We start from the raw sequence: 22,555 nt of genomic DNA on the forward strand, positions 1-22,555 counted from the left end.
GAGACCGAGAGAAAGGCGTTTGATGGCTAGATACCTAATCGCGGCACTGATGATGGCCGTCATGGCGGCTCAGGGATATGCAGCGCCGATCGAGATAATCCTCGACAACCCGAGCGCGACGCTGGTCGGCACCTGGGCAACCGGAACGACCGCATCCGGGAGATACGGGAGCGACTACTACTGGTGCGCTCAGTCCACGTCGGGCGGCAGGACAGCCACGTACACGCCAAGCATCCCCGTGACCGCAAGCGACTGGGAGGTCTACTCCTGGTATCCCGCCGGCACGAACCGCCCTACGCAGGCCGAGTACCTGATACACTCGGCAGGCGGAGACTACTACGTCTACGTGAACCAACAGATCAACGGCGGCCAGTGGGTGCAGGTCGGAACATACTCGTTCCTAGCCGGTACAAGCGGATACGCCCGGATCACGAACCGGGGTGACGAGGGCAAGAACGTGATGGCGGACGCATTCAGATTCTACTGCCCGTCAGGCGGCGTAGACACCATTCCCCCGACGATATTCAGCGTGGCGGCCGAGCCCGACTACAAGTCGGCGACGATCCGCTGGAGCACGAACGAGGCCGCTACATCGCAAGTGGAGTACGGCCTTACAGCCGCCTACGGAAGCCAGACCGCGAAGAAGCCGGGGCCGGCGATGCAGCACATCGCATACGTGACGGGCCTCTCACCGGCGACGACCTACCACTATCGGGTCAAGTCCGAGGACAGCGCGGGCAACCTCGGCGTATCGGGCGACTTTACTTTCGCTACGACAAGCGCGCCGAAGCCGGAGTACAGGGCAATGTGGGTGGACACATGGGGCGAAGGCATACTGAACCCGTCTCAGGTCACGACGCTGGTGAACACCGCCAAGACCCACAACTACAACGTGATCATCCCTGAGATCAGGAAGGCAGGCGACGCTTACTATGACTCGGCCTACGAGCCGAGGGCCACCAACATCACCCAGCCGCTGCCCTGGGACCCGCTTCAGGACCTGATCACCAAGGCGCACGCCGAGGGAATCGAAGTGCATGCGTGGATAGTGACCTACAGGATATGGCGGGTGGCATGGGGGGCGGCGCCTCCCTATCACATGTGGACGCTGCACCCTGAGTGGGTGATGCTGAGCAAGACGGGAGAAGACAACGACGGCTCCAGCTATTTCTTCGACCCCGGAGTGCCGCAGGTCCAGCGCTACGTGTGCGAGGTCGTCAAGGATATCGTAGGCAAGTACGAGATTGACGGGTTCAACTTCGACTACATACGCTACATGGGCGCGGAGTGGGGCTACAATCCCATCGCAAGACAGCGCTTCTACAATGAATACGGTTACTACCCACCCACCAGTGACAACGGCGCGCAGTGGGACAACTGGTGCGACTACAGGCGCACTCAGGTAACGGACCTGGTCAGAAAGTGCTATCTCGAGGCCACGAAGATCAGGCCTCAGATCAAGATGTCCGCCTGTCTCACCGGCGGAGGCGGACTGTATCCCACGTATGATTTCACCAACACATCAACATACTACGACGTCTTCCAGAACTGGCCGGCCTGGGCCGAGGAAGGAATCCTGGACCTCCTGACCCCGATGGGCTACAAGGACGAGGACATTCCCACATCGGCACGCGACTATCGCGACTGGACGGACTTCTTCGTGGACCACCGCTACGGCAGGCACATGGCCAAGGGCCAGGGCGCATACATGAACTCGATCGAGAACAGCATCATCCAGATGCAGTATGCGCGGGATGCGGGAGCGGACGGGATGGTGACCTACAGCTACCGATCCACGAACGACGAAGGCAGGCCGAACTCGGAGTTCTACAACGCAGTGAGTTCGACCGTATTCGCTTCCCCGGCGGCGATTCCCGAAATGCCTTGGAAGACGAACCCGACCGGAGGTATCATCTTCGGCACGGTGACGAAAGCGTCAGGCGCTCCGGACCCGATATACTGGCAGTGGCTGTACAAGGCCACCGTGAGCATAAGCGGCCCGGTCACGCTGAACACAGTCACGGACGCGACCGGCACGTACGGGTTCATTGACCTTCCGCCGGGGACTTACACTGTCACATACTCCAAGACAGGCTACCCCAACCGGGTGATAAGCGGCCTGGAACTGTCCGCCGGACAGGTGATCCGCAGGGACGTGGCGCTCGGAACGGTAACGGTGACGTCGCCCGCGGGCGTGGTCGTGAACGGGTGGAGCCTGTTCAGCCTTCCGGTGGACCCGGTGAATCCCGATCCGGCCTCGGTGATGAACGGCATAGACATAGACGGCCGGCTCTACGGGTGGAACAATGCGACGCAGAGCCTGACGGCCTACGACGTATGGTCGCCGGAAGCGTTCGGGAACATGAACGTGGAGAACGGTTACTGGCTGGATTCGAACTCCGCCGGAGCCATATCCTACGAGGGCTACCCGAGCAATGCCACGGCGCGCGACATACCGCTGTCCAAGTCCGGCTGGGCGATCATCGGATGCCCCTTCACCAGCAACAAGCAGTGGCCTGACACCGCTGCCACGCACGGAGGACAGACCGTGCCGCTTTCCACGGCGGTATACACCAACAACTGGCTGACCTCGATCGGATACTGGTGGGATGCGACGGTTCAGAGCCTGAGCGACATCGGACTCCCCGAGGACTTCCCGTCCTCCGAGACGCTTCAGCCGTGGCACGGCTACTGGATTCAGACCAACGTGGACGACCTGACTCTCAGGTTGAGATGAGAATGGGAACCGCAGGGCGCGCCGAACGTCTGTAGAATGGCGGTCTTGAACCTGAGAAATCTGCGGTATAGCGGGGAAAACGGGCGGATTGGCATTGATCTTGCAGTAGATGAGCTTGGCGGCGTTCAAGCGCACGCCTTGGACATACAAACTCTCAGGTAGGGAGGCGGGCAGTGGGGCCTCTCATGAGCATAGCACGGCAATCACCAACGCTGGAAATCGGAGGTAAAGCATCATGAACAGAATATCGTGGATGGTCGCGGCAGTCCTGTTGACCTGCCTCGCCATCCCTGCAATGTGCGCACAGGAAGTCATCATTGACAATCCCGGCGCGACGTTTGTCGGCACGTGGAGTACAGGCACGAGTGCGACTGACAAGTACGGGTCGGACTACCGGTACTGCAACCAGAGCACTGCGGGCACGAACACGGCAACCTACACGCCGAACATACCAACGACGGCGAGCGACTGGCAGGTCTACACGTGGTTTCCCACTGTCACCACGTCCTCCACGGGCACGCAGTTCATCATCCACCACGCAGGGGGCGACGCGACAGTCACCATAAGCCAGAGCACGAACCGCGGCATGTGGGTACTGCTCGGCACATACACGATGAACGCGGGCACCGGGAACTACGCGCGGATTACGAACTACTCGCCCAGCAGCACGAGAAGGGCGATCGCTGACGCGATGCGCTTCTACTCGGCCACGGCCGCAGACACCACCCCGCCGGTGATATCCGGTGTGTCGGCATCATTCGGCGCGACTTACGCCACCATCACCTGGCAGACAGACGAGGCTTCCACCTCGCAGGTCGAGTACGGGTTGACCCAGAGCTACGGCAGCCAAACGACGGAGGACACCGCTCTCGTCAAGAGCCACAGCGTCTCCATCACCGGCCTGACGCCCGGGACGACCTACAACTACCGCGTCAAGTCGAAGGACGCAGACAACAACCTGGCGACTTCGGGGAACTTCACCTTCACAACCAACGAACTCACCCCCGAGTTCAGAGCGATATGGATCAATACCTGGAACAACGGCTTCCTGAGCGCGGCGCAGAACACGGCGCTCGTCAATACTACCAAGGGAGCCAACTACAACGTGCTGATCCCTGAGGTTCGAAAGGCGGGAGACGCTTACTACAACGCCTCGCCTCTCTACTGCCATTTCTGCGGCGGCTACCACAGTGAGCCGAGGGCATCGAACATCCTCGATCCCGCGCCCTTCGATCCGCTTCAGGACCTGATAGACAAGGCACACGCCGAGAACATGGAAGTACACGCATGGGCGGTAGCCTACCGGATATGGAGAACCAACTGGAGTCCTCCGCCCGCAGACCACATCTGGTCGGTCCATCCGGAATGGGCCATGATGACCAACACCGGCAGCAACGTTGACGGCACCAGCTACAATCTGGATCCCGGCGTGCCGGCGGTGCAGGACTATCTGGCCAAGCTGGCCATGGATATCGTGACCAACTACGACGTGGACGGCATGAACTGGGACTACATACGGTATCCCGGGACCACCTGGGGCTATAACGACATCACGAAGCAGCGCTTCTACGACGAGTACGGCTACTATCCGCCGACCTCGTCCAGCGACCCGAACTGGGGAGTGTGGGGCGACTATCGTAGGCAGCAGGTCACCGACCTGGTGAAGAGGGTGTATCTCGAGATCATGTCCGTGAAACCGCACGTCAACCACAACGTTGACACGGTCGGCTGGTCCGGCGGCGACCCGAACGTAGACTTCACAACTACCCGCCAGTACACCGATGTCTTCCAGAACGCCAAGAGCTGGATGGAACAGCACATCATCGACACCAACATCCTGATGAACTACAAGCGTGAGTACGATGCGGCTCAGGCTCCGGACTACCGCTTGTGGACGAACTGGCTGGCGACCATGCAGGCGAACACCGGCCGATGGAGCGTTGACGGCCAGGCCGCATACCTCAACTCGATCCCGGACAGTATCACGCAGATGCAGGTTGCCAGGAACGCCGGCATCGGCCTGAACACCTATGACTTCAACACCACGAACAAGGACAGTCTGCCCGCGGCCGACTTCTTCGCCGCGGTCAAGGCCAGCGTATATCGCGATCCGGCGCCGGTGCCGGTCATGACCTGGAAGACGAACCCGACCGGAGGTATCATCTTCGGCACGGTGACGAAAGCGTCAGGCGCTCCGGACCCGATATACTGGCAGTGGCTGTACAAGGCCACCGTGAGCATAAGCGGCCCGGTCACGCTGAACACAGTCACGGACGCGACCGGCACGTACGGGTTCATTGACCTTCCGCCGGGGACTTACACTGTCACATACTCCAAGACAGGCTACCCCAACCGGGTGATAAGCGGCCTGGAACTGTCCGCCGGACAGGTGATCCGCAGGGACGTGGCGCTCGGAACGGTAACGGTGACGTCGCCCGCGGGCGTGGTCGTGAACGGGTGGAGCCTGTTCAGCCTTCCGGTGGACCCGGTGAATCCCGATCCGGCCTCGGTGATGAACGGCATAGACATAGACGGCCGGCTCTACGGGTGGAACAATGCGACGCAGAGCCTGACGGCCTACGACGTATGGTCGCCGGAAGCGTTCGGGAACATGAACGTGGAGAACGGTTACTGGCTGGATTCGAACTCCGCCGGAGCCATATCCTACGAGGGCTACCCGAGCAATGCCACGGCGCGCGACATACCGCTGTCCAAGTCCGGCTGGGCGATCATCGGATGCCCCTTCACCAGCAACAAGCAGTGGCCTGACACCGCTGCCACGCACGGAGGACAGACCGTGCCGCTTTCCACGGCGGTATACACCAACAACTGGCTGACCTCGATCGGATACTGGTGGGATGCGACGGTTCAGAGCCTGAGCGACATCGGACTCCCCGAGGACTTCCCGTCCTCCGAGACGCTTCAGCCGTGGCACGGCTACTGGATTCAGACCAACGTGGACGACCTGACTCTGACCATTCAGTAGGACATAGACGGGCGCAAGGCTGACTTCTTGCGAGTGGCCCGCGGCCACCCCCGGCCAGGGCGGGCCACTCGCCAACGGCCTCACTGAGGCTGTTCACATGACTGTACTGCAACAGCGGGCGGATGCTGTCAAGGTCGCTCCCGCGGTTTCACGAGGAGGCATGCGTATGAGAACTCCAATCCTGCGGTACCTGACGACGGCACTGGCAACGGTGCTGATCTCAGCGTGCGCCACCGCAACCGAGATCAAGATTGACGACAGCATCAACTCGCAGTGGATCAGCACCTCGGGCTCCTGGACGACAGGCACATCTTCTGCCCAGAAATACGGAAGCAGTTACTACTACGCAAACCAGGAGCCGGACGGCGCCAAGGCGGTGACCTTCACGCCGGTCATCCCGTTCGACGACGGGAGCTGGGAGGTCTACGTATGGTACTCCTCCGGCATGGACAGGGCTACTCAGGCTGAGTGCGTTATACACCACGCATCCGAAGAGTCGAGGGTACTGATAAACCAGCAGCAGAACGGCGGGATGTGGGTCTACCTCGGAACCTACCAGATGGACGGCGGGTCTTCGGACTTCATCCGCATCACCAATAACGGTCTGGAAACCGGCAAGGTGGTCGTCGCCGATGCGGTACGCCTCTACTCGAGCCTGGGAGACAAGGTGCCGCCGATCATCTCGAACGTGGGAAGCACCCCGGGATCGAACTCCGCGGTCATCAAGTGGCAGACCGACGAACCTGCAACATCTCAGGTTCACTACGGTCTGACCTCGAGCTACGGCAGTTCGAGCCAGTTCGACTCCGCGCTGGTCAAGGATCATGAGATGAGCATCACTGGGCTCAGCCCGGAGACGACCTATCACTTTCGAGTGAAGTCGGAGGACGGCGCGGGCAATATCGGGCTCTCCGGCGACTACACGTTCACCACCGGTCCGCCGGACAACTTCCCGCCGATAATATCTGGAATCACGGTCGTGCCGGGGGCCAACTCGGCGGTGGTTTTGTGGACGACCGACGAGCCGGCGACCTCTCAGGTCGAGTACGGCGAGACCGGGGACTACGGACACAGCACTGTTCTGAAGACAGCCCTCGTAACGGAACATCGCGTCATCGTGCTGAACCTGACCCCGGATACGGTCTATCATCTCAGAGTGAAGTCGTCAGACGGGGCGGGCAACGCGGCTGTTTCGGACGACGTGACATTCACGAGTACGTCCCCGGACACCGAAGGTCCGGTGATCAGCGACATGACGGCTTCTGCCGATGTTACCTCGGCGGTCGTCACATGGGTCACGAACGAGTACTCGACCTCGCGGGTTGAGTACGGCCTGACGCCGCTGTACGGAGTCGTGACGGCGCTGGACGCTGATCTGGTGGTCGAACACAGCGTCAGTCTAGCGAACCTCCAGCCGCAGACAACTTACTATTACCGCGTGATATCCGTGGACGGCTCGGGCAACCAGACGATCTCGCCGGGGTCGTCGTTCGAAACGAAGCCACCGGACACCATCCCGCCGGAGTTCAGCAACGTCCAGGCCGTGCCGGCGTCGAGGACGTGCCTGATCACATGGACGACCAACGAGGCCTCGACGTCGCAGGTGACGTACGGCCTCGCCGACCCGCCGGATGTCAGCAGCGCCAAGCAGACAGAACGGGTGACGAGCCACTCCGTGACTCTGTCCGAGCTCGAACCGGAAACAAAGTACTACTTCACCGTCCTGTCGTGCGACGCGCTCGACAACTGCGGGGCGTCCCAGGTCTTCTGGTTCACGACCAAGGCGTCGGACGTAACCCCGCCGGTGATAAGCGAGATACTGGCGGAGCCGGGCTCCGTGTCCGTCGTCATCACCTGGGCGACCAACGAGCCCGCCACATCGCAGGTGGAGTACGGGGAGACCGATGCGTACGGAAACCTGACAGCGATTGACCCGAACTGGGTAACCGACCACCGCGTGGTGATAACGACTCTGGCATCAGGGACCGAGTACCACTTCCGGGTGCGTTCGATGGACTCGGACGGAAACGAAGCGGTCTCCGAGGACCACTCGTTCACGACCCAGGGACCGGACGAGACGGCGCCGGTGATATCCGAGGTGTCGGTTTCGCAGAACATGAACTCGGCGATCATCAGGTGGAGGACGGACGAGCCGGCGACGTCGCGCGTTGACTACGGAACGACGACCGCTTACGGCGAGTACCGGGAGAGCGGGGATCTCGTCAAGATTCACAGCGTGACGCTGACCGACCTGCTGGCCGACACGCTGTACCATTTCCGGATCACGTGCAGTGACGACGCAGGGAATACAGCGATATCGGGAGACTACACGTTCCGCACCTCACTCATGGAGCCGGAGTACCGGATGATCTGGGCGGACACATGGCACAACGGCTTCCTGAGCGAGGCCGAGACGGCGCAGTTCATAGATGCCGTCTCAGACGCGAACTACAACGCGGTGGTTGTCGAGGTGCGCAAGGCCGGCGACGCATACTACTTGTCCGGCTACGAGCCGTGGGCCACCAACATCAGCCCGCCGGGCGGGATCTACGATCCGCTCCAGGACTTGATCAACAAGGCGCACGCCAAGGGCATCGAAGTGCATGCCTGGATCGTGACCTTCAGGGCCTGGTACAACGGCTGGCCCACCCCCCCGGACGGTCATATCTGGAGAGAACACGGAGCCGGGACCGCGGAAGACTGGGCGATGCGCAACTCCTCCGGGGGCTACCTCGAAGGCAACAGCTTGAACGTTGACCCGGGTGTGCCGGCGGTACAGGACTACATGGCGAACATCGTGAAAGACATCGTCAGCAAGTATCCGCAGGTTGACGGGATCAACTTCGACTACATCCGCTACCCGGGGGCCTTGTGGGGATACAACCAGTACACGAAGGACCGCTTCTTCGCGGAGTACGGCTACTATCCGCCGACTTCGTCCGCGGACCCGAACTGGGGGGCCTGGTGCGACTACCGGCGACGGCAGGTCACGGACCTCGTCAGGAGATGCTACGTAGAGGCGATGCACATCAACCCGCGAATCAAGATGTCCGTGGACACCGTCGGTTGGGAGGGCCCGGACCCAAGCACGAACTACGAGGGAACATCACAGTACGCAGGCGTCTTTCAGGACGCGCGTGCGTGGATGCAGCAGCACATCGTGGACATCAACGTCCTGATGAACTACAAGCGGGAGTTCAATACCGTTCAGAAGGCGAGTTACCGCGTGTGGGCGGACTGGCTCCCCAGGGTAGCGAACTCGACCGGGAGACTGGCGGTTGACGGCCAGGGAGTCTATCTGAACTCAATCGCCGGAAGCGTCACCCAGATGAACTACTCGCGCGAGGCAGGAAGTGACGGGTTGTGCAGTTACAGTTACGCGGTAACGAACAAGGACGGTCAACCCGCGGGCGATTTCTTCACCGCCGTCAAGAGCAACCTGTTTGGCGCGCCGGCGCCGATTCCGGACATGCCGTGGAAGGATCAGCCTACGACGGGCATCCTCTTCGGCACGGCGACCGACTCGGCCAACCCGAACGACCCGATATACCGCAACTGGCTGTACAAGGCGGAGGTGAACCTGACGGGTCCGGTCAACAGAAGCACGCTCACAGACGCGACCGGCACCTATGCGTTCCTGGATCTCCCTGCAGGCACATACGCGGTCGAGTTCGCGAAGCCCGGGTACAAGGTCAAGTCATACGGCGGGCTGACGGTCGCGGCGGGCGACGTGCTGAGGCGCGACGCCTCGCTCGAGTCCGGGATGTTTACGTCTCCGCCGGGAGCCGTCGCGACGGGGTGGAACCTCATCAGCCTGCCGCTAGTGCCAGCCAACCCGGATCCCGGGGCGGTCTTCAGCGGCCTAGACATAGAGGGCAGACTGTACCGATGGGACAAGGTGAACAAGAGCATCATCGCATTCACCGAATGGTCTCCGGAGGAGTTCGGAGAAATCAGCACTGACGAAGGCTACTGGCTGCAGTCCACCCGAAACGCCGCGATCAGCTACGAACCGGCCGAGGTCCAGCCCGAAGGCCCGAGGACCATCGTTCTCCCGAAGGCAGGCTGGAACATCATCGGCTGCCCGTTTACGACCCCGCGCGACTGGAACGACATGATCGTATCCTACGGATCCATCGAGCGACCTGCAAGCACCGCCCGGGACTACGGCTGGATTGACACGATCTGCTATTGGTGGGACAACAGCGTGCCGGGCGGAGCGATGCTGCAGCTCGGCCTGGACGACGACTGGGTGGACACGACATTCCTCCAGCCCTGGAGGGGTTACTGGTTCTTCACGAAGCGGGACGACATACGCATCAGGATCTACTAGACCCGGTTAGACACGGGAAGGGGAAAGAGAGAGGGCCGGCACTTCCACGAGGAAGACCGGCCCTCTTTGTTGAACATGCCAGGACGGAGGAAAACGATGAGGATCGGGGTCATCAGCGACACTCACGGCGACGTTCAGGCGTGGCGGAGGGCGACGGAGCGCTTCGACGGCTCGGACCTGATACTTCACGCGGGCGACGTGCTCTATCATCCGCCGAGGATACCCCCGGGAACGGGATACGATACCATGGGCCTCGCCGATCTGATCAACTCGAGCGAGATTCCCATCGTGATCGCAAGAGGCAATGTGGATCCCGAGGTATATGAGGAACTCCTGCGGATACCGGCGATGTCGCCCTACGCCTTCGTCGAGTTCAGCGGCCTGAGAATAGTCGTGACTCACGGACACACGTTGACGGCCGATTCGCTGGGCGCTCTGGCCAAAAGGTACTGCGCGGACGTGCTCGTCACCGGACATACTCACATACCTGTAGTGGAGCGCATCGGCCGCGCGATCCACGTCAATCCCGGGAGTCCGGCTCATCCGAAGTTCGAGCACGGCGGGAAGGCCACCGCGAGCGTGGGACTGATCTCCGACGGCGCGGTTCGAGTGGTAGAGCTGGAGAGCGGCGAGGAGATTGCATCTCTTCGTCTGTAGGAACGTATTCGAACCCGCGATCGGCCGCCCGCTCGAACTCGAGGGCCTTCCGCCGCTTCTGCCTAAGGCGTGACAGGAACGCGAGGACCGCGAAGGTCACCATGAACGCGGACACAACGGCGGTCCCGAGCTTGAACCAGCGCTGTGTGCCGTACTTGTGCCACAGGGACTCCCGCCACTCGCGCTCGACCTCGTCCATCTCCCTGCCAAGGCTGTAGAGAACGGCAATATCAAAGCGCCTGCCGCGCCTGACCTCACCGATGAGGTCCTGAAGGCTCTCGGGGCTGAACTGGCGGGCGATGTACTCCACTATCGAGTAGCTCTGTGCGTATGCAATCGCCCGGCCCCGCTGATCCGCGGGGAAGCGCGATTCGATCTCCTTCAGGGGAAACAGCGCGCCGTCGGGGACTGCGTCCTGGAGCAACGACAGGCTGTTCTGGTCCCAGTCGCCGCTGAAGAACTGCGCCATGCCCTCATGCATCCACAGGGGTATCCTGGGGGTGTTGCCGTATAGACGGCGCGCAATGAATACGTGCACCATCTCGTGCGCGAGCACCCTCTCGACATCGGCGAACGCGCCGCTCGCATCAACGCGGATCACCCGTGCTTGTGCCAGACCGACGATCGAGTCATCCCTGCGGACTCCCGCCGCCCGGGCGAAAGAAACGCGATCCGGATAGAGATAGACCGGAATGACCCCGCGAGGCTCGAACCCGAGCCTCGCGGTAAGGAGGCCATACCACTTCTCGGCCGCCTCGCCCATGGATCGCCCGGTCTCCTCCGAACGCGCGGCATGATAAACGAGGAAATGGCTGGTCCTCACCACCTGCCAGCTCACTTCTCCGGGAAGCGATGACGCAGGCCAAGAGAGGACAGCGAGCAGAACGAGAATGCCGATCAAGACTCGAGACATCTCGCGGGCAGTCTAACACGGCCGGAAGGAGGTGTCAAACGGCGGCGGTACGATAGCTGAACTTGACAGCGGACCTCCCGGGATGCTAGAAATAGCCTGGTGAGCCGACGTCTCAACGGAGGCTCACACCGTCTTTCCGACCGAAAGGAACCGCACATGTTCAACCGGCGCTTCGCTCTTCTCCTGACGCTCGCCTGCGCGGTACTGGCCGCGAGCACATCCGTCTGCGCGCAATCGCTTCCGATAGAACCGGAGGACCTGCGGCAGATCATGCTCGTCAAGGACGTGAAGCCGGGCATGAGGGGCTACGGCAAGACCGTGTTCCGCGGCACCAAGATAGAGACCTTCGAGGTCGAAGTCCTCGGCGTCATGGAGAAGATGAACTTCGGAAAGAGCCTGATTCTCGTAAGAATGAAGGGTGGGCCGATCACCGAACGGGGCGCCAACCTGATCCAGGGCATGAGCGGAAGCCCCGTCTACGTGGGCGGCAAGCTGCTGGGGGCGTTCGCTTACGGCGAGGTCTTCATCAAGGAGCCGATCGGGATGGTGACTCCGATCGAGAATATGCTCGACGCGTGGGACCCGTCGCTCCCGACCGAGCCTTCCACTTTCTATCCGCTGGCCACCGACCTCAGCAAGCCGATTCCGCTCGGAGGAAAGCTCTTCGGTCGAGTAGCCATTGACGACGGCAGCGGGCGCGACTACGGCAGCGACACCCTGGTTTTCCGGCCACTCGCGATGCCGCTCATGGTCCGGGGCATGTCTCCCAGGATCATGTCTCAACTCGAGGAGAAGCTCAGGCCGATGAACGTCGTTCCGGTGGCGGGTCCGGCAACCCCTGCGGACAAGACCGGCTTGAACGTCACCCTCGAACCCGGAGCCGCGGTCGGCGTCTCACTTGCGACCGGCGACCTGGACATCACGGGGATCGGCACAGTCACCTATCGGCGGGGAAACCGGATTCTGGCGTTCGGCCACCCGATGATCTCCGGCGGCTACATGAACGGGTTGGGGCCGATAGAAGCCGCCATGACGACGGCCTGGGTGCACGAGGTATTCCCCAGTCTCCTGGTGTCCAGCAAGGTAGCATCACCGATCAAGACAGTCGGCACGGTGTTTCAGGACCGACCATGGAGCATTGGGGGCGAGATCGGCAAGATGCCCAAGATGATCCCCATCACGATCCACGTAGACGACAAGTCGCTGGGCCGCAAACGCGACTACAATGTTCAGGTATTGAACCATCCCATGTTCGCCAGCAGCCTGATCGTCGGCTCAACCGCCGAGGCGGTTTTCGAGATGCGCGGGACCCCGGACGATGCGAGCGCGAAGGTGAGGACGGAGGTCGTCGCCGAGGAAGTCGGGAGCATCGTCAGGGAGAACGTCTACTTTGACCCGGTCGCGATAGACATGGCAGCCACCGGAGACCTTCAGAGCATCCTGACGCTGCTCGAGTACAACAGGTTCTACCCCGTGCGCGTGAGATCGGTGGATGTGCGGATAGAGATCGAGCGCGAGCACCCCACTGCTCAGATCGAGCGCCTCTTCCTGAAGGAGAGCAAGTTCAGGCCGGGCGACACGGTGGAAGTGGGCGTGGTGGTGAAGCCGTTCAAATCCGAGCCAGTGACCCGAACCGTGAGCATCGAACTGCCGAAGAACCTGCCGAACGGGCGACTGCCGCTGACCGTCAGGGGCGCGGCGGGAGGATCGCCGTCCATGATGGAAGGACCTTCCATGCAGGACGAGGGGGGCGCGCCGCCGGGAGCGCCGGGGGCAACCGTCGAGAACATCCAGCAGCTGATCAAGAAGTTCCTCGAGCGCGAGAAGAACAATGAGATGACGGCGAGGGTGATGCTGCCGAGATCGGCGGTCACCATCGCCGGTGAGAAACTGACGGGCCTTCCGCCGACGATTGCCGAAGCCATGAGATCGCCCAAGGCGACCGTGCTCGGATCTCAGCGCGAGGAGGTCAAGGTAGTAGTCTCGACGGAGTGGGTGATCACTGGCCAGCAACAGCTCATGATAACGGTGGAGAGCAGGAACTCGGCCGACAAGCCGCCCGCAGGGACTCCCAGCGAGACCGCGCCGCAGGAGGAGCCGTCCGGCGGTGAGCAGACGAGCGAAGAGTCAGGCGGGTCTGAGGAGATGATCGCCTACCCGTCGCAGACGTCTCCTCTGATCTCTTACGCGGCTGCAGAACTGCTGTCGCCCCTCGGAGTCCCAATGAATGGGGCTGCAGCCTCTGTGCAGGAGACCACCGTATCCGCCTCGGCAGAAGAGACTCCGGACGAGAGTCAGCCGACCGAGGACGGCAAGACCGAGGCCAAGCCGAAGCCCGATGAGAAGGCAGTGATAAGGGCGCCGGGAGTGTGGAAGCAGACCTCGCGAGCGGATTTCCTGCTGGGCACTATGACGAATACGGCCGCGACGACGAAGGATTCCCTGGTTCTGGGCGGAACGCTCGAACCGATGTACGAGTCCACGGAGACGTATTTCTGGTGCATGATCCCAGACGGCTCCGGGGGTATCTATGCCGGGACAGGCAACCGGGGCATCGTTTACAGGATCGCGGCCGACGGCAAGGCATCGGTCTTCTGCGATATTGCAGAGTTACAGGTGCACAGCCTGGCCAGGGATTCACTGGGCAACGTATACGCGGGCACCTCACCGAACGGCATCGTCTACCGAATCAATCCGGGCGGCGTCCCCAGGATACTCCTCGACGCGGATGAGAAGTATGTGGTGGCACTCTGCATGGACACGAAGGGCAACCTGTACTCCGCTGTTGGCGACCGGTGCAAGGTCTACAAAACCGCGCCCGATGGGGGAACCGAAGTCGTACTTGACTCCTCAGAGGCGCATGCGCTCTCGCTCGCGGCGGACAAGAATGACAACATCTATGTGGGTACCGGCCTGAACGGCATCATATACCGGATCTCAACGGATGGCAGCACGTCGGTCGTGTACGACGCGGCTGAGCCCTCGGTATCGGCACTCACCGTGGGCGCGGACGGTTATCTGTACGCCGGCACCTCTCCCAAGGGTGTCTTGTACAGGCTCTCGAGCGATTCTGCTCCCAAGGCGGTGTTCGACAAGGCAGGTCAAGGGGTCATTAGCATGACGGCATCGGGGGACGGAAGCATCTACGCGGCAAACGCCAAGACGGTGTACAGGCTGATCGGCGAGGACACGGTTGCGGCGGTGTCGAACGACCGCGACCTGCAGTTCATGTCCCTTGCGTCCGACGAGAGCAGGCTTTACGCCGGGACAGGCAATGTCGGCTCGGTCTATACGACCTCAGTGAACGCGCTTGAGGGAGCCTATGAGTCGCCCGTTCACGATTGCCGAGCGATATCCAGGTGGGGTCGGATCGGCTGGACGGCCGACCTCCCGAGCGGCGCATCGCTCTCTGTCAGGACCCGCACCGGCGACGTGGCGGAACCGGACTCGTCCTGGAGCCGGTGGTCATCCAACTACACCTCCCCGGACATGATGATCGAGAGTCCGCGCGGACGGTACATCCAGTATCAGGTCGCGATGAAGGCGCAGAGTTCCGATGCGATACCTGTGCTGAAGGACGTGAGCATAGCCTTCGTAACGATGAATCAGCAGCCAAAGGTCACTCTGGCGAGCCCAAAGGGCGGAGAGAAGTGGGCGCGCACGAAGACCATCAAGTGGATCGGCTCCGATCCTGACAAGGACGTACTAACGTACGAGGTCTTCTGCTCGAACGACGGGGGAAGTACCTGGTTGCCGTTGAGCGAATCCGTCAAACCTGCGGAAGAGGAGACACCGGAGGAGACCGGCGGGGGAGAGGATGGGACTCCAGCCGAGGAGGAAGTCCCGGCGCAAGACGAGGCGGTCAAAGTTGACCTGACGAATCCGGAGGAGGTCATGGCTCAGATGGCGGCCGAGTTGGAGAAACATCCCGAGATACCCAAGGACGTGAAGGAGAAGATCATGGCCGAGGCGCCGGAGATGATCGAGAAAGCCAAGCAGGAGAAGGACGAGGCTGAGAAGGCCAAGACACCAGCGGCCGATGCCAAGCCCGCCGAGAAGTCGGCCGGCGGACCTACACGATCAACAAGCTACAACTGGGACACCGCAAAACATCCCGACGGAGTCTACAGGGTGAAGGTCGTCGCCTCCGACCGTACGAGCAGCCCGACGGACGCAATGACGGCGGAGGCGATATCCGAGCCGATCATCGTGTGCAACAAGCTCCCACGCGTAACCGCGTTCAAGAAGACGATGACGGTGCTCTCCGACAGCAGTGCGAGGATCGAGGGCGCGGCGTATCACGATCTCGTCGGAATCGCGGGCGTGCAGTACAAGGTGGATACCGGCGATTGGGCCGCGGCCGCCCCGGACGACGGTATCTTCGACTCGACGTTCGAGTCGTTCGCCGTTACGACGCAGGTACTCGTCAAGGGCGCGCACACCGTCGAGATAAAGGCGGTGGACCAGGCCGGAAATGCGACAACGACGAAGGTTACCGTGAACGTGCAATGATCGCGTCGGATTGAGCGGAACGAATGAAGTGGAACGGGCGTCCGCCTGGACGCCCGTCTCTCTCACTGCTCTTTCGACGGCGCAGGAGCCGGGTTCTCCATGTCTCGGTACTGTATCCGCACGATCGCCGAGAAGGGTTTGATCTCGGGGAGTACTATCCGGCAGTTGCCGGAAGGTTTCACCTCCAGGGCGAGGTCCTCGACCTTCCCGCCCATCATGATCTGCGCGGACACGGGATACTGCCCATTCCCGCGAACTACGACGCTAGCGCCCTTCTCTCCGTCGAGCGTAAAGACATGCATGTATCGCGCCATGCCGTCAGCGGACTTGAAGAGGTTCACGCTCGACGTCTTGCTGAAGTCGCGAGCCTGCAAGTCCGAGCCTTTCGTCGCGGTAATGACGACCATGTTGGCAAGGGTGTACATCATCTCGCCGGAGAACGCGAGACAATCCGAAGAGTTGATGTAGCCGATATACGCCGGCCGTATCTGGCCCGGCACCCGAATCTGCTTCGTCAGAAGCGCCGGACGCCGGCCCTTCTCGGTGACCTCGTCGGCCAGTACCTCCCAACCGTCTCCGCGCCTGGTCTCATAACTGAGCGCGGCGTTCTTGTCACTGGATATTCGGTACGTTCCGAGCATTCCGGAAGGGGTGAACCCCGCGAAGACCGGATGCTTCGACATCGGCCGTACGAAACCCGAAGGTGTCGGATCGCCGACGGTGGTGATGCCGAGGATCTCGTAGGCATCGTCACTGACGGACTCGCCGAGGAACTTGCCGTGACGACCGATGGCGCCGAGGATGAGCAGGTGGCCGCCGGTGTTCACATAGTCCCTCAGCGTCTCCATATCCTCCCTGGAAACGTAGTCCAGGCCTGGAGCGATGATCACATCGTACTTGCGCAGGGCATCAACCGTCAGCTTGTAGCCGGTGTCCGCGAAACCGGGGATGCGAGGCTCGCTGGTTGACAGCAGGTCCACCTGCGTCTTACGCCAGTACTGCAGAAGCGCATAGAGGCCGCCGACCGTCCGGAACTGCTCCCAGTAGTCCCTGTTCCAGAAGGACGCATCGCGGTCGTACAGAATGGCGGCGTTGGACGCAGGCTGCATATCGGCGAGCCACTTGGCCTGCTCTCCGGAGGTTATGCCTTTGAGATACTGAATCAGCTTCGGATCGTCCCATGCGGTGCCGGCGGTCTCGCCTCTCTCAATCGCAGTACCAAGGTAGCCGAAGAAGCAGTAGCCCTTCGCACCTCCCGCCAGCGCGGCCTCGATCTGCGCGATCTCGAGGTCAACCGGCCCCGTGTAGCCGCTCTCCTTGCTGGTGAACCACTCGCGGGCGAACGGGACGACAGGCTTGCCGTCGGATTCGCCGCGCATGGTCTTGACCAGGAACTCGAGGTAGCCGAATCTGGTCATGTAGTACGCGATCTCTTCCCTGGCGAGCGCCATCTCGTCGGCAGCCGGCTGGCCGGCCTGCCTGAGGGCCTTGTTGCGGCTGACGGCGTACATCCGGGGGGTATTTACCGGCTCCGGGGTCACGTATGTCACGTACTTCGCGGCGTGCCGGGTCATCAGGCCGTCGGCGAACGAGTTGTACCCGCCGCTGACGTTGAGGATCGAGGCGGCGCCCGGCTTCGCCGCCTGAACGGCCTTGCCGTACTTCTCCCAGAAGCCGTTCAGCCACTCAACGCGCTTGATCGCGTGCTCCTTGACGACAGGATCGCGCCAGTTCGCGAGCGAGACCGATTTGAGGGGGAGTGCCTTGCCGGTTTCCTTCTCGAATCTGGCCCTGCATGCGGGACAGAAACAGGCGTCGTCGTTCGGATACGCGACCTGGCACGTGTCCAGGTAGAAACCGTCAACATCGTAGTTCGAGCCGATATCCTTCATCATGGGGAAGAAGCACCGGTCCCAGTAAGGAGCATTGACACAGAAGTTCTTGAGCGTGCCTCCCCACAGGACTTCCTTCCCCTTGCTGTCCACCATGCGCCAGTCGGGATTCTGATCCCACAAAGCGTGATTGCTGCCGTGGAACTTGACCATGACGTTCATGCCTCGGCTTCGGGCCTCTGAGATTACGAAACTCAGGAAGTCATCATCCGACCACTGCCCGGTCCTGAACTTCTCGGCAGTGGGCAACGCGCTGAAAGTAGTCTTCTTGTAGTTGACAGTGCCATCGGCGTACATCTCGACCTGCACCCAGACGCCGTTGATCCCTCGAGCACTCAGGTTGTCGAGGTAGCCGGTGATCTTCGACTTGTCGGCGATTCCTCCGAGGGTCGTGTCGGCCGTCCAGAGAAACGGTGGGGCCGGCGCCACGGCATGAGCGACCGCAGACAGCATGAGCGCAAACGCTATGACAGCGGTGGTGAGCACACACGAACGTCCTATCTTCACCAAGGGCCTCCTGTATCGGGTATGTCGTCCGGGCTTGAGCCGGAGTTGTCTCCACTAGGCATATTCGGGAGAACGAGAGCGTGACAGTAGACTCCGTGCCTCCGCAACCGCGGGCAACCCGCATCGGCAGGCACTGATACACGGCCGCTAGACGATCACTCGGCAGTGCCGTAGAATCTCTCGGATCTTGTCACGCGAACCTTCGGATATCACCGGCATCGGCAGCATCATCGCCGGCCCGCAGAGGCCGAGCATCGAGGCTGCCGTCTTGAGACTCGAGAGGGTCCCCTCCCCCGCCCAGAACACCTGAGCGACTGCCGTCACCCGGCGCTGGAGTTCGCGCGCCTGCTCGACGTCCCCGCGCGCCGCGGCGTCATATAGTTGTACGCACAAACCGGGGATTATGTTCGAGATTCCCAGCACTCCCCCGTGCGCCCCGATGAGCATGCTTGCTGCCATCTGGAACTCGCTGCCCTGGAGGATGCGGAACTCCGGCATGCCCGACATGCGGATCACCAGCTTCTGGAAATGATTGAAATCGGTCGAGCTGTCCTTGATAGCGCTGATAGTGCCCTCTTCCGCGAGCTGGGCGATCGCATCCACGCCGATCATCGTCTTCGCCGTCTGCGGAATGTTGTACATGACGAGCGGCCGGCTCACGGCACCGGCGACGTGCCGATAGTGCGTAAAGACGTCCTCGTCGCGCCCGAGCCGGAAGTAATAGGGCATGGTAAGCACAACGGCATCGGCCCCGGCGGAAACGGCGTCCTGCGCGTTCCGGACGGCCAGTTCGGTGCCGGCGTCGCTGATTCCCGCGAAGACGGGCACCCGGTCACCAATCGCGTCCGCGACGATCTCGATCGCCCGACGCCGGTCATCCCGGTCGAAGCACGGGAATTCGCCGCTCGAACCCATGACGAAAACGCCGTGGACGCCGCCTTCGAGCACGTGGCGAACGAGCCGGCGGAGGGCGGGTTCGTCAATCCTGCGATCATCGGTCAGCGGCGTCAGCAGAGGGGGTATGACGCCGGATACTTTGCTGAGACTCGCCATAGGGTACTCCTGATGGGACATAGGGGAAGTATGGGACTAATGGGAATACTTGCCGGCTTCCTTGGCATAGGCCACGGCTCTCACGAGCGTGTCGGGGTTGACGCCGACGTAGGTCTCGCCGCCGACCGCCAGCGTGAAGCCGCCGCCGGGGGCTCCGATGCGGAGCGCGCGGTCAATGACCGGCTTCGCGGTCTCCAGGTCGTAGTAGAGGTCCCGGCAGTTCAAGCCGCCGGAGAACCTCGTCTTGCCGTGAAGCGCAGGCTTGGCGTTGGCTATATCGCTGAAGCCGCCGATATCCATGCTCGTCAGCTTCATATCGTTCGCGTACATCTCGAAATGGTGGTCGTTCGGACCGTCGGCATGGAGCGATCGCCCGTTCCGGCCGTATCGCTCATAGATCGCCATGTTGTACGGCATGACCATCTCCCGGTACATCGCATTGGAGACGAACGCCGAATGGTCGTCCGCGAGGCCGATGGATTCCGTCTTGCGCCCGGAGATGCCGTCGCGCCAGTCCACCAACCGACAGAAGGCGTCGAGCAGCTTGGCGAAGAAGCGGTGGATCAGATCGGGCTCCTCGGCCATGAGTGTGTAGATGAGTTCCGGCTCAGCGAGGGCGCACGCACAGCTCAGCGGCGGGTGGATTCCGACTCCGCCCCCGACGGGCAGGTTGAGCCCGCGCCGTTTCGCCAACTCGCTGAACCCCTCGATACGGCAAGATGCGATCTCCAGTCCCCGGCTCCGGGCGGGATCGGGAACCTCGAAGGCTTCGATATCCTCGGCGGTCTCCAGCATTCTCAGCGACCACGGCGAGGTGTCGTCGGGGTACTCGAGCGGGAGGTCGAAGTACAGTCCCTCTCCTATCGGCCCGAAGTCAACGTGTATGCCGAAGCCGGTACGGTCATCCTGAAGCTCCTCATAAGCCCACTCCAGCCCCTTCAGTTGGACCTCCATGCAGGTCTCGGGGTCGGTGTAGTAGTCGCGAATGTTGTAGCCGAAGAGCTTGGAGTAGAAGCTCCCGCCGGTGCTGATGGTGATCGGCACGCGGTCGGCTTCCCGGAAGGACGCGGCGATCTGGTGGCGCTTCCTGTTCTCCTCGATGCGGTCGCGGTACTTCTCGGGATCGAACATGATCGGCTTCCTCGCAACTGACGGCCCGGACAGGGCCATTATAGTCGCCGGCGTGTTCCCGGTCAACGCGAATCTGTTATAATGAGGGCATGCTCTACATGGTCGCGGTAGACATTATCATCCTGCTCGCGGTCGGCATTCCGATCGCCGTCCTGCATCGGAAATGGCGCGCGTGGGTTGACCGGCAGTCGGCTAACCTGCGGCCGTTCCGCGAGAAGAGACGTTTCGGGCTTCGCTCGTGGGCCGCGCGGAGCTTCGTGCTCGAAAAGCCGGTCGAGCACGTCAAAGAGATGATAGACGATCTGCCCGAGATGTCCTATGCGGAGGCCGCCGCCATGGTTCAAGTGCGCGGGCGACCAAGCAACTTCATGGCGCTCGCGCCCCTGACCGGGAAACAGGTTTTCGAAACAGGGATCGAGATCGAGTGGCTCTCTCACGACACGGTGGAGATCCGCTCTCACTCGTACGCGGACTGGCCGCTGAACGCGACCGACGAAGGCATGCTCCCCGCAAAACAGCACCAGATGGTCTTCGAGCACGCCTTCCTGCTCGTCGAGCCGCGCGATGAGGGGCGGACACAAGTCAGCTACGAACTGGAGACTCCTGCGTGGGTCTACCTGCTCTACGGCGCGATCGTACTGCTTGTCGGCTGGGTGACATGGCTGGTCGGGCGCGCGCTGGACCCGGTCGAGCAACTGCAGAGGACCAACCTGGCGCTGATGGCCTTGCTGACGACTTGCGGGCTTGCGCGGATGGCTTCGGTCCTACGGCTGCAGAGCATCGCGCTGATGGACGCCGTGATCGGCACATTCGGGTCGCCCGTGCCGCCTGACGAATCAGAGTCCTAGATCCACTTGATCCTGCGGAAGTAGTAGAGAAGCCCGAGCGAGGTGACACCCATCAGGCCTAGCGCAAACGGGTATCCGTACAGCCACCTCAGTTCCGGCATGAAGCGGAAGTTCATCCCGTATATCCCCGCGATAACCGTGTCGGTCGCCAGCACGATGGCACCGACGGTGACGGTCTTCATGATGGAGTTGAGCTGGTTCGAGACCACCGAGAGATAGGCATCGAGCACGCCCGTCAGGATGTCACGGGATGTGTCAATGGTGTCCACGATGCGGAGCGTGTGATCGTAGACATCGCGCAGGTAGGTGATGTTGTTCTCAGAGAGAAGCGGCTGGTTTCGTCTCGAGAGGGTGTTGAGCACATCCCTAAGCGGGGTCGCGCTTCGGCGAATCACCAGCAGAGCGCGCTTCAGCCTGAAGATGTGTTCGACCGATGACTTCCGAGGACTGTCGAGCACCTCGTCCTCCAGCGCATCCAGCTGATCGTCTATATCGTCGAGCATGGGGAAATATCCGTCCACGAGTCCGTCGAGGATCTCATACAGCAGCATGCCGATGCCGCCGTCCGGACCGGCCGGTCCTTCCTTGAAAGACTCCGCCACACGAGAGAGCACATCCATCGGCTCCCGGTGCAGCGTCACGACGTAGTTTCGGCCGATGAAGAGGTCGAGTTCGCACGCGGCCACGTCATGCGTGTCACGCGTGTATTGCATGGCGTGGGTGACGATGAAGTAGTAGCCGGGGTATTCGTCCACCTTGGGGCGCTCGTGCGCCGTGTGGTAGTCCTCTATCGCCAAGGGATGGAATCCGAACTCATCGGCGAGAAAGTCGAGATCGGAGTCGGTCGGATCGAGCCCGTCGAGCCAGATGATGTTCTCGGACCGGGAAACCAGATCGCTGATCGTGCTCAGATCCTCGATGGTGCGCGTACCAGTGTCCGGCTCGTATGCGATGAGTTTGAGCATGGGTTCAGACGGCGTGCTGCG

10 protein-coding genes are annotated in these 22,555 nt (G+C 61.7%); 5 read left to right on the plus strand and 5 right to left on the minus strand.

The annotated features are described in order from the left end of the window. Positions 1 to 22: 22 nt before the first annotated feature. From KBC96_03545 to KBC96_03555, 3 genes are all read left to right on the plus strand, one after another. On the plus strand, positions 23 to 2,737 hold the full coding sequence (locus tag KBC96_03545; GenBank protein MBP6963461.1) for a family 10 glycosylhydrolase: 2,715 nt from the start codon (positions 23 to 25) through the stop codon (positions 2,735 to 2,737). 235 nt (positions 2,738 to 2,972) lie between these two features. Next, on the plus strand, positions 2,973 to 5,723 hold the full coding sequence (locus KBC96_03550) for a family 10 glycosylhydrolase (GenBank protein ID MBP6963462.1): 2,751 nt from the start codon (positions 2,973 to 2,975) through the stop codon (positions 5,721 to 5,723). A gap of 166 nt (positions 5,724 to 5,889) precedes the next feature. Next, a complete protein-coding gene (locus KBC96_03555) occupies positions 5,890 to 10,056 on the plus strand; it encodes a fibronectin type III domain-containing protein (GenBank protein MBP6963463.1) in 4,167 nt (1,388 codons plus the stop codon). 520 nt (positions 10,057 to 10,576) lie between these two features. Here KBC96_03555 and KBC96_03560 read toward each other — a convergent pair. Then, a complete protein-coding gene (locus KBC96_03560; protein ID MBP6963464.1) occupies positions 10,577 to 11,476 on the minus strand; it encodes a hypothetical protein in 900 nt (299 codons plus the stop codon). Between the two features lie 306 nt (positions 11,477 to 11,782). Here KBC96_03560 and KBC96_03565 point away from each other — a divergent pair, with 306 nt between their 5' ends. Further along, the gene (locus KBC96_03565) at positions 11,783 to 16,138 is read left to right on the plus strand and encodes a hypothetical protein (protein ID MBP6963465.1); all 4,356 of its coding nucleotides are present in this window, start codon (positions 11,783 to 11,785) and stop codon (positions 16,136 to 16,138) included. 62 nt (positions 16,139 to 16,200) lie between these two features. Here KBC96_03565 and KBC96_03570 read toward each other — a convergent pair whose 3' ends face one another. From KBC96_03570 to KBC96_03580, 3 genes are all read right to left on the minus strand, one after another. Then, entirely contained in the window at positions 16,201 to 18,537 is a 2,337-nt protein-coding gene (locus KBC96_03570; GenBank protein MBP6963466.1) for a family 10 glycosylhydrolase, read from the minus strand. Between the two features lie 147 nt (positions 18,538 to 18,684). Beyond that, positions 18,685 to 19,590, minus strand: coding sequence for a dihydrodipicolinate synthase family protein (locus KBC96_03575; GenBank protein MBP6963467.1), 906 nt, complete (start codon positions 19,588 to 19,590; stop codon positions 18,685 to 18,687). 36 nt (positions 19,591 to 19,626) lie between these two features. Next, positions 19,627 to 20,721, minus strand: a complete 1,095-nt coding sequence (locus tag KBC96_03580) for a hypothetical protein (protein MBP6963468.1) — start codon at positions 20,719 to 20,721, stop codon at positions 19,627 to 19,629. An 89-nt stretch (positions 20,722 to 20,810) separates the two neighbouring features. Here KBC96_03580 and KBC96_03585 point away from each other — a divergent pair, with 89 nt between their 5' ends. Then, positions 20,811 to 21,569, plus strand: coding sequence for a hypothetical protein (locus tag KBC96_03585; GenBank protein MBP6963469.1), 759 nt, complete (start codon positions 20,811 to 20,813; stop codon positions 21,567 to 21,569). Here the strand turns inward: KBC96_03585 and corA are convergent. Next, entirely contained in the window at positions 21,566 to 22,534 is a 969-nt protein-coding gene (gene corA, locus KBC96_03590) for a magnesium/cobalt transporter CorA (GenBank protein ID MBP6963470.1), read from the minus strand. The genes KBC96_03585 and corA overlap by 4 nt on opposite strands. Positions 22,535 to 22,555: the final 21 nt, after the last annotated feature.

The sequence above is a fragment of the Armatimonadota bacterium genome (assembly GCA_017993055.1).
Taxonomy (GTDB): domain Bacteria; phylum Armatimonadota; class UBA5829; order DTJY01; family DTJY01; genus JAGONM01.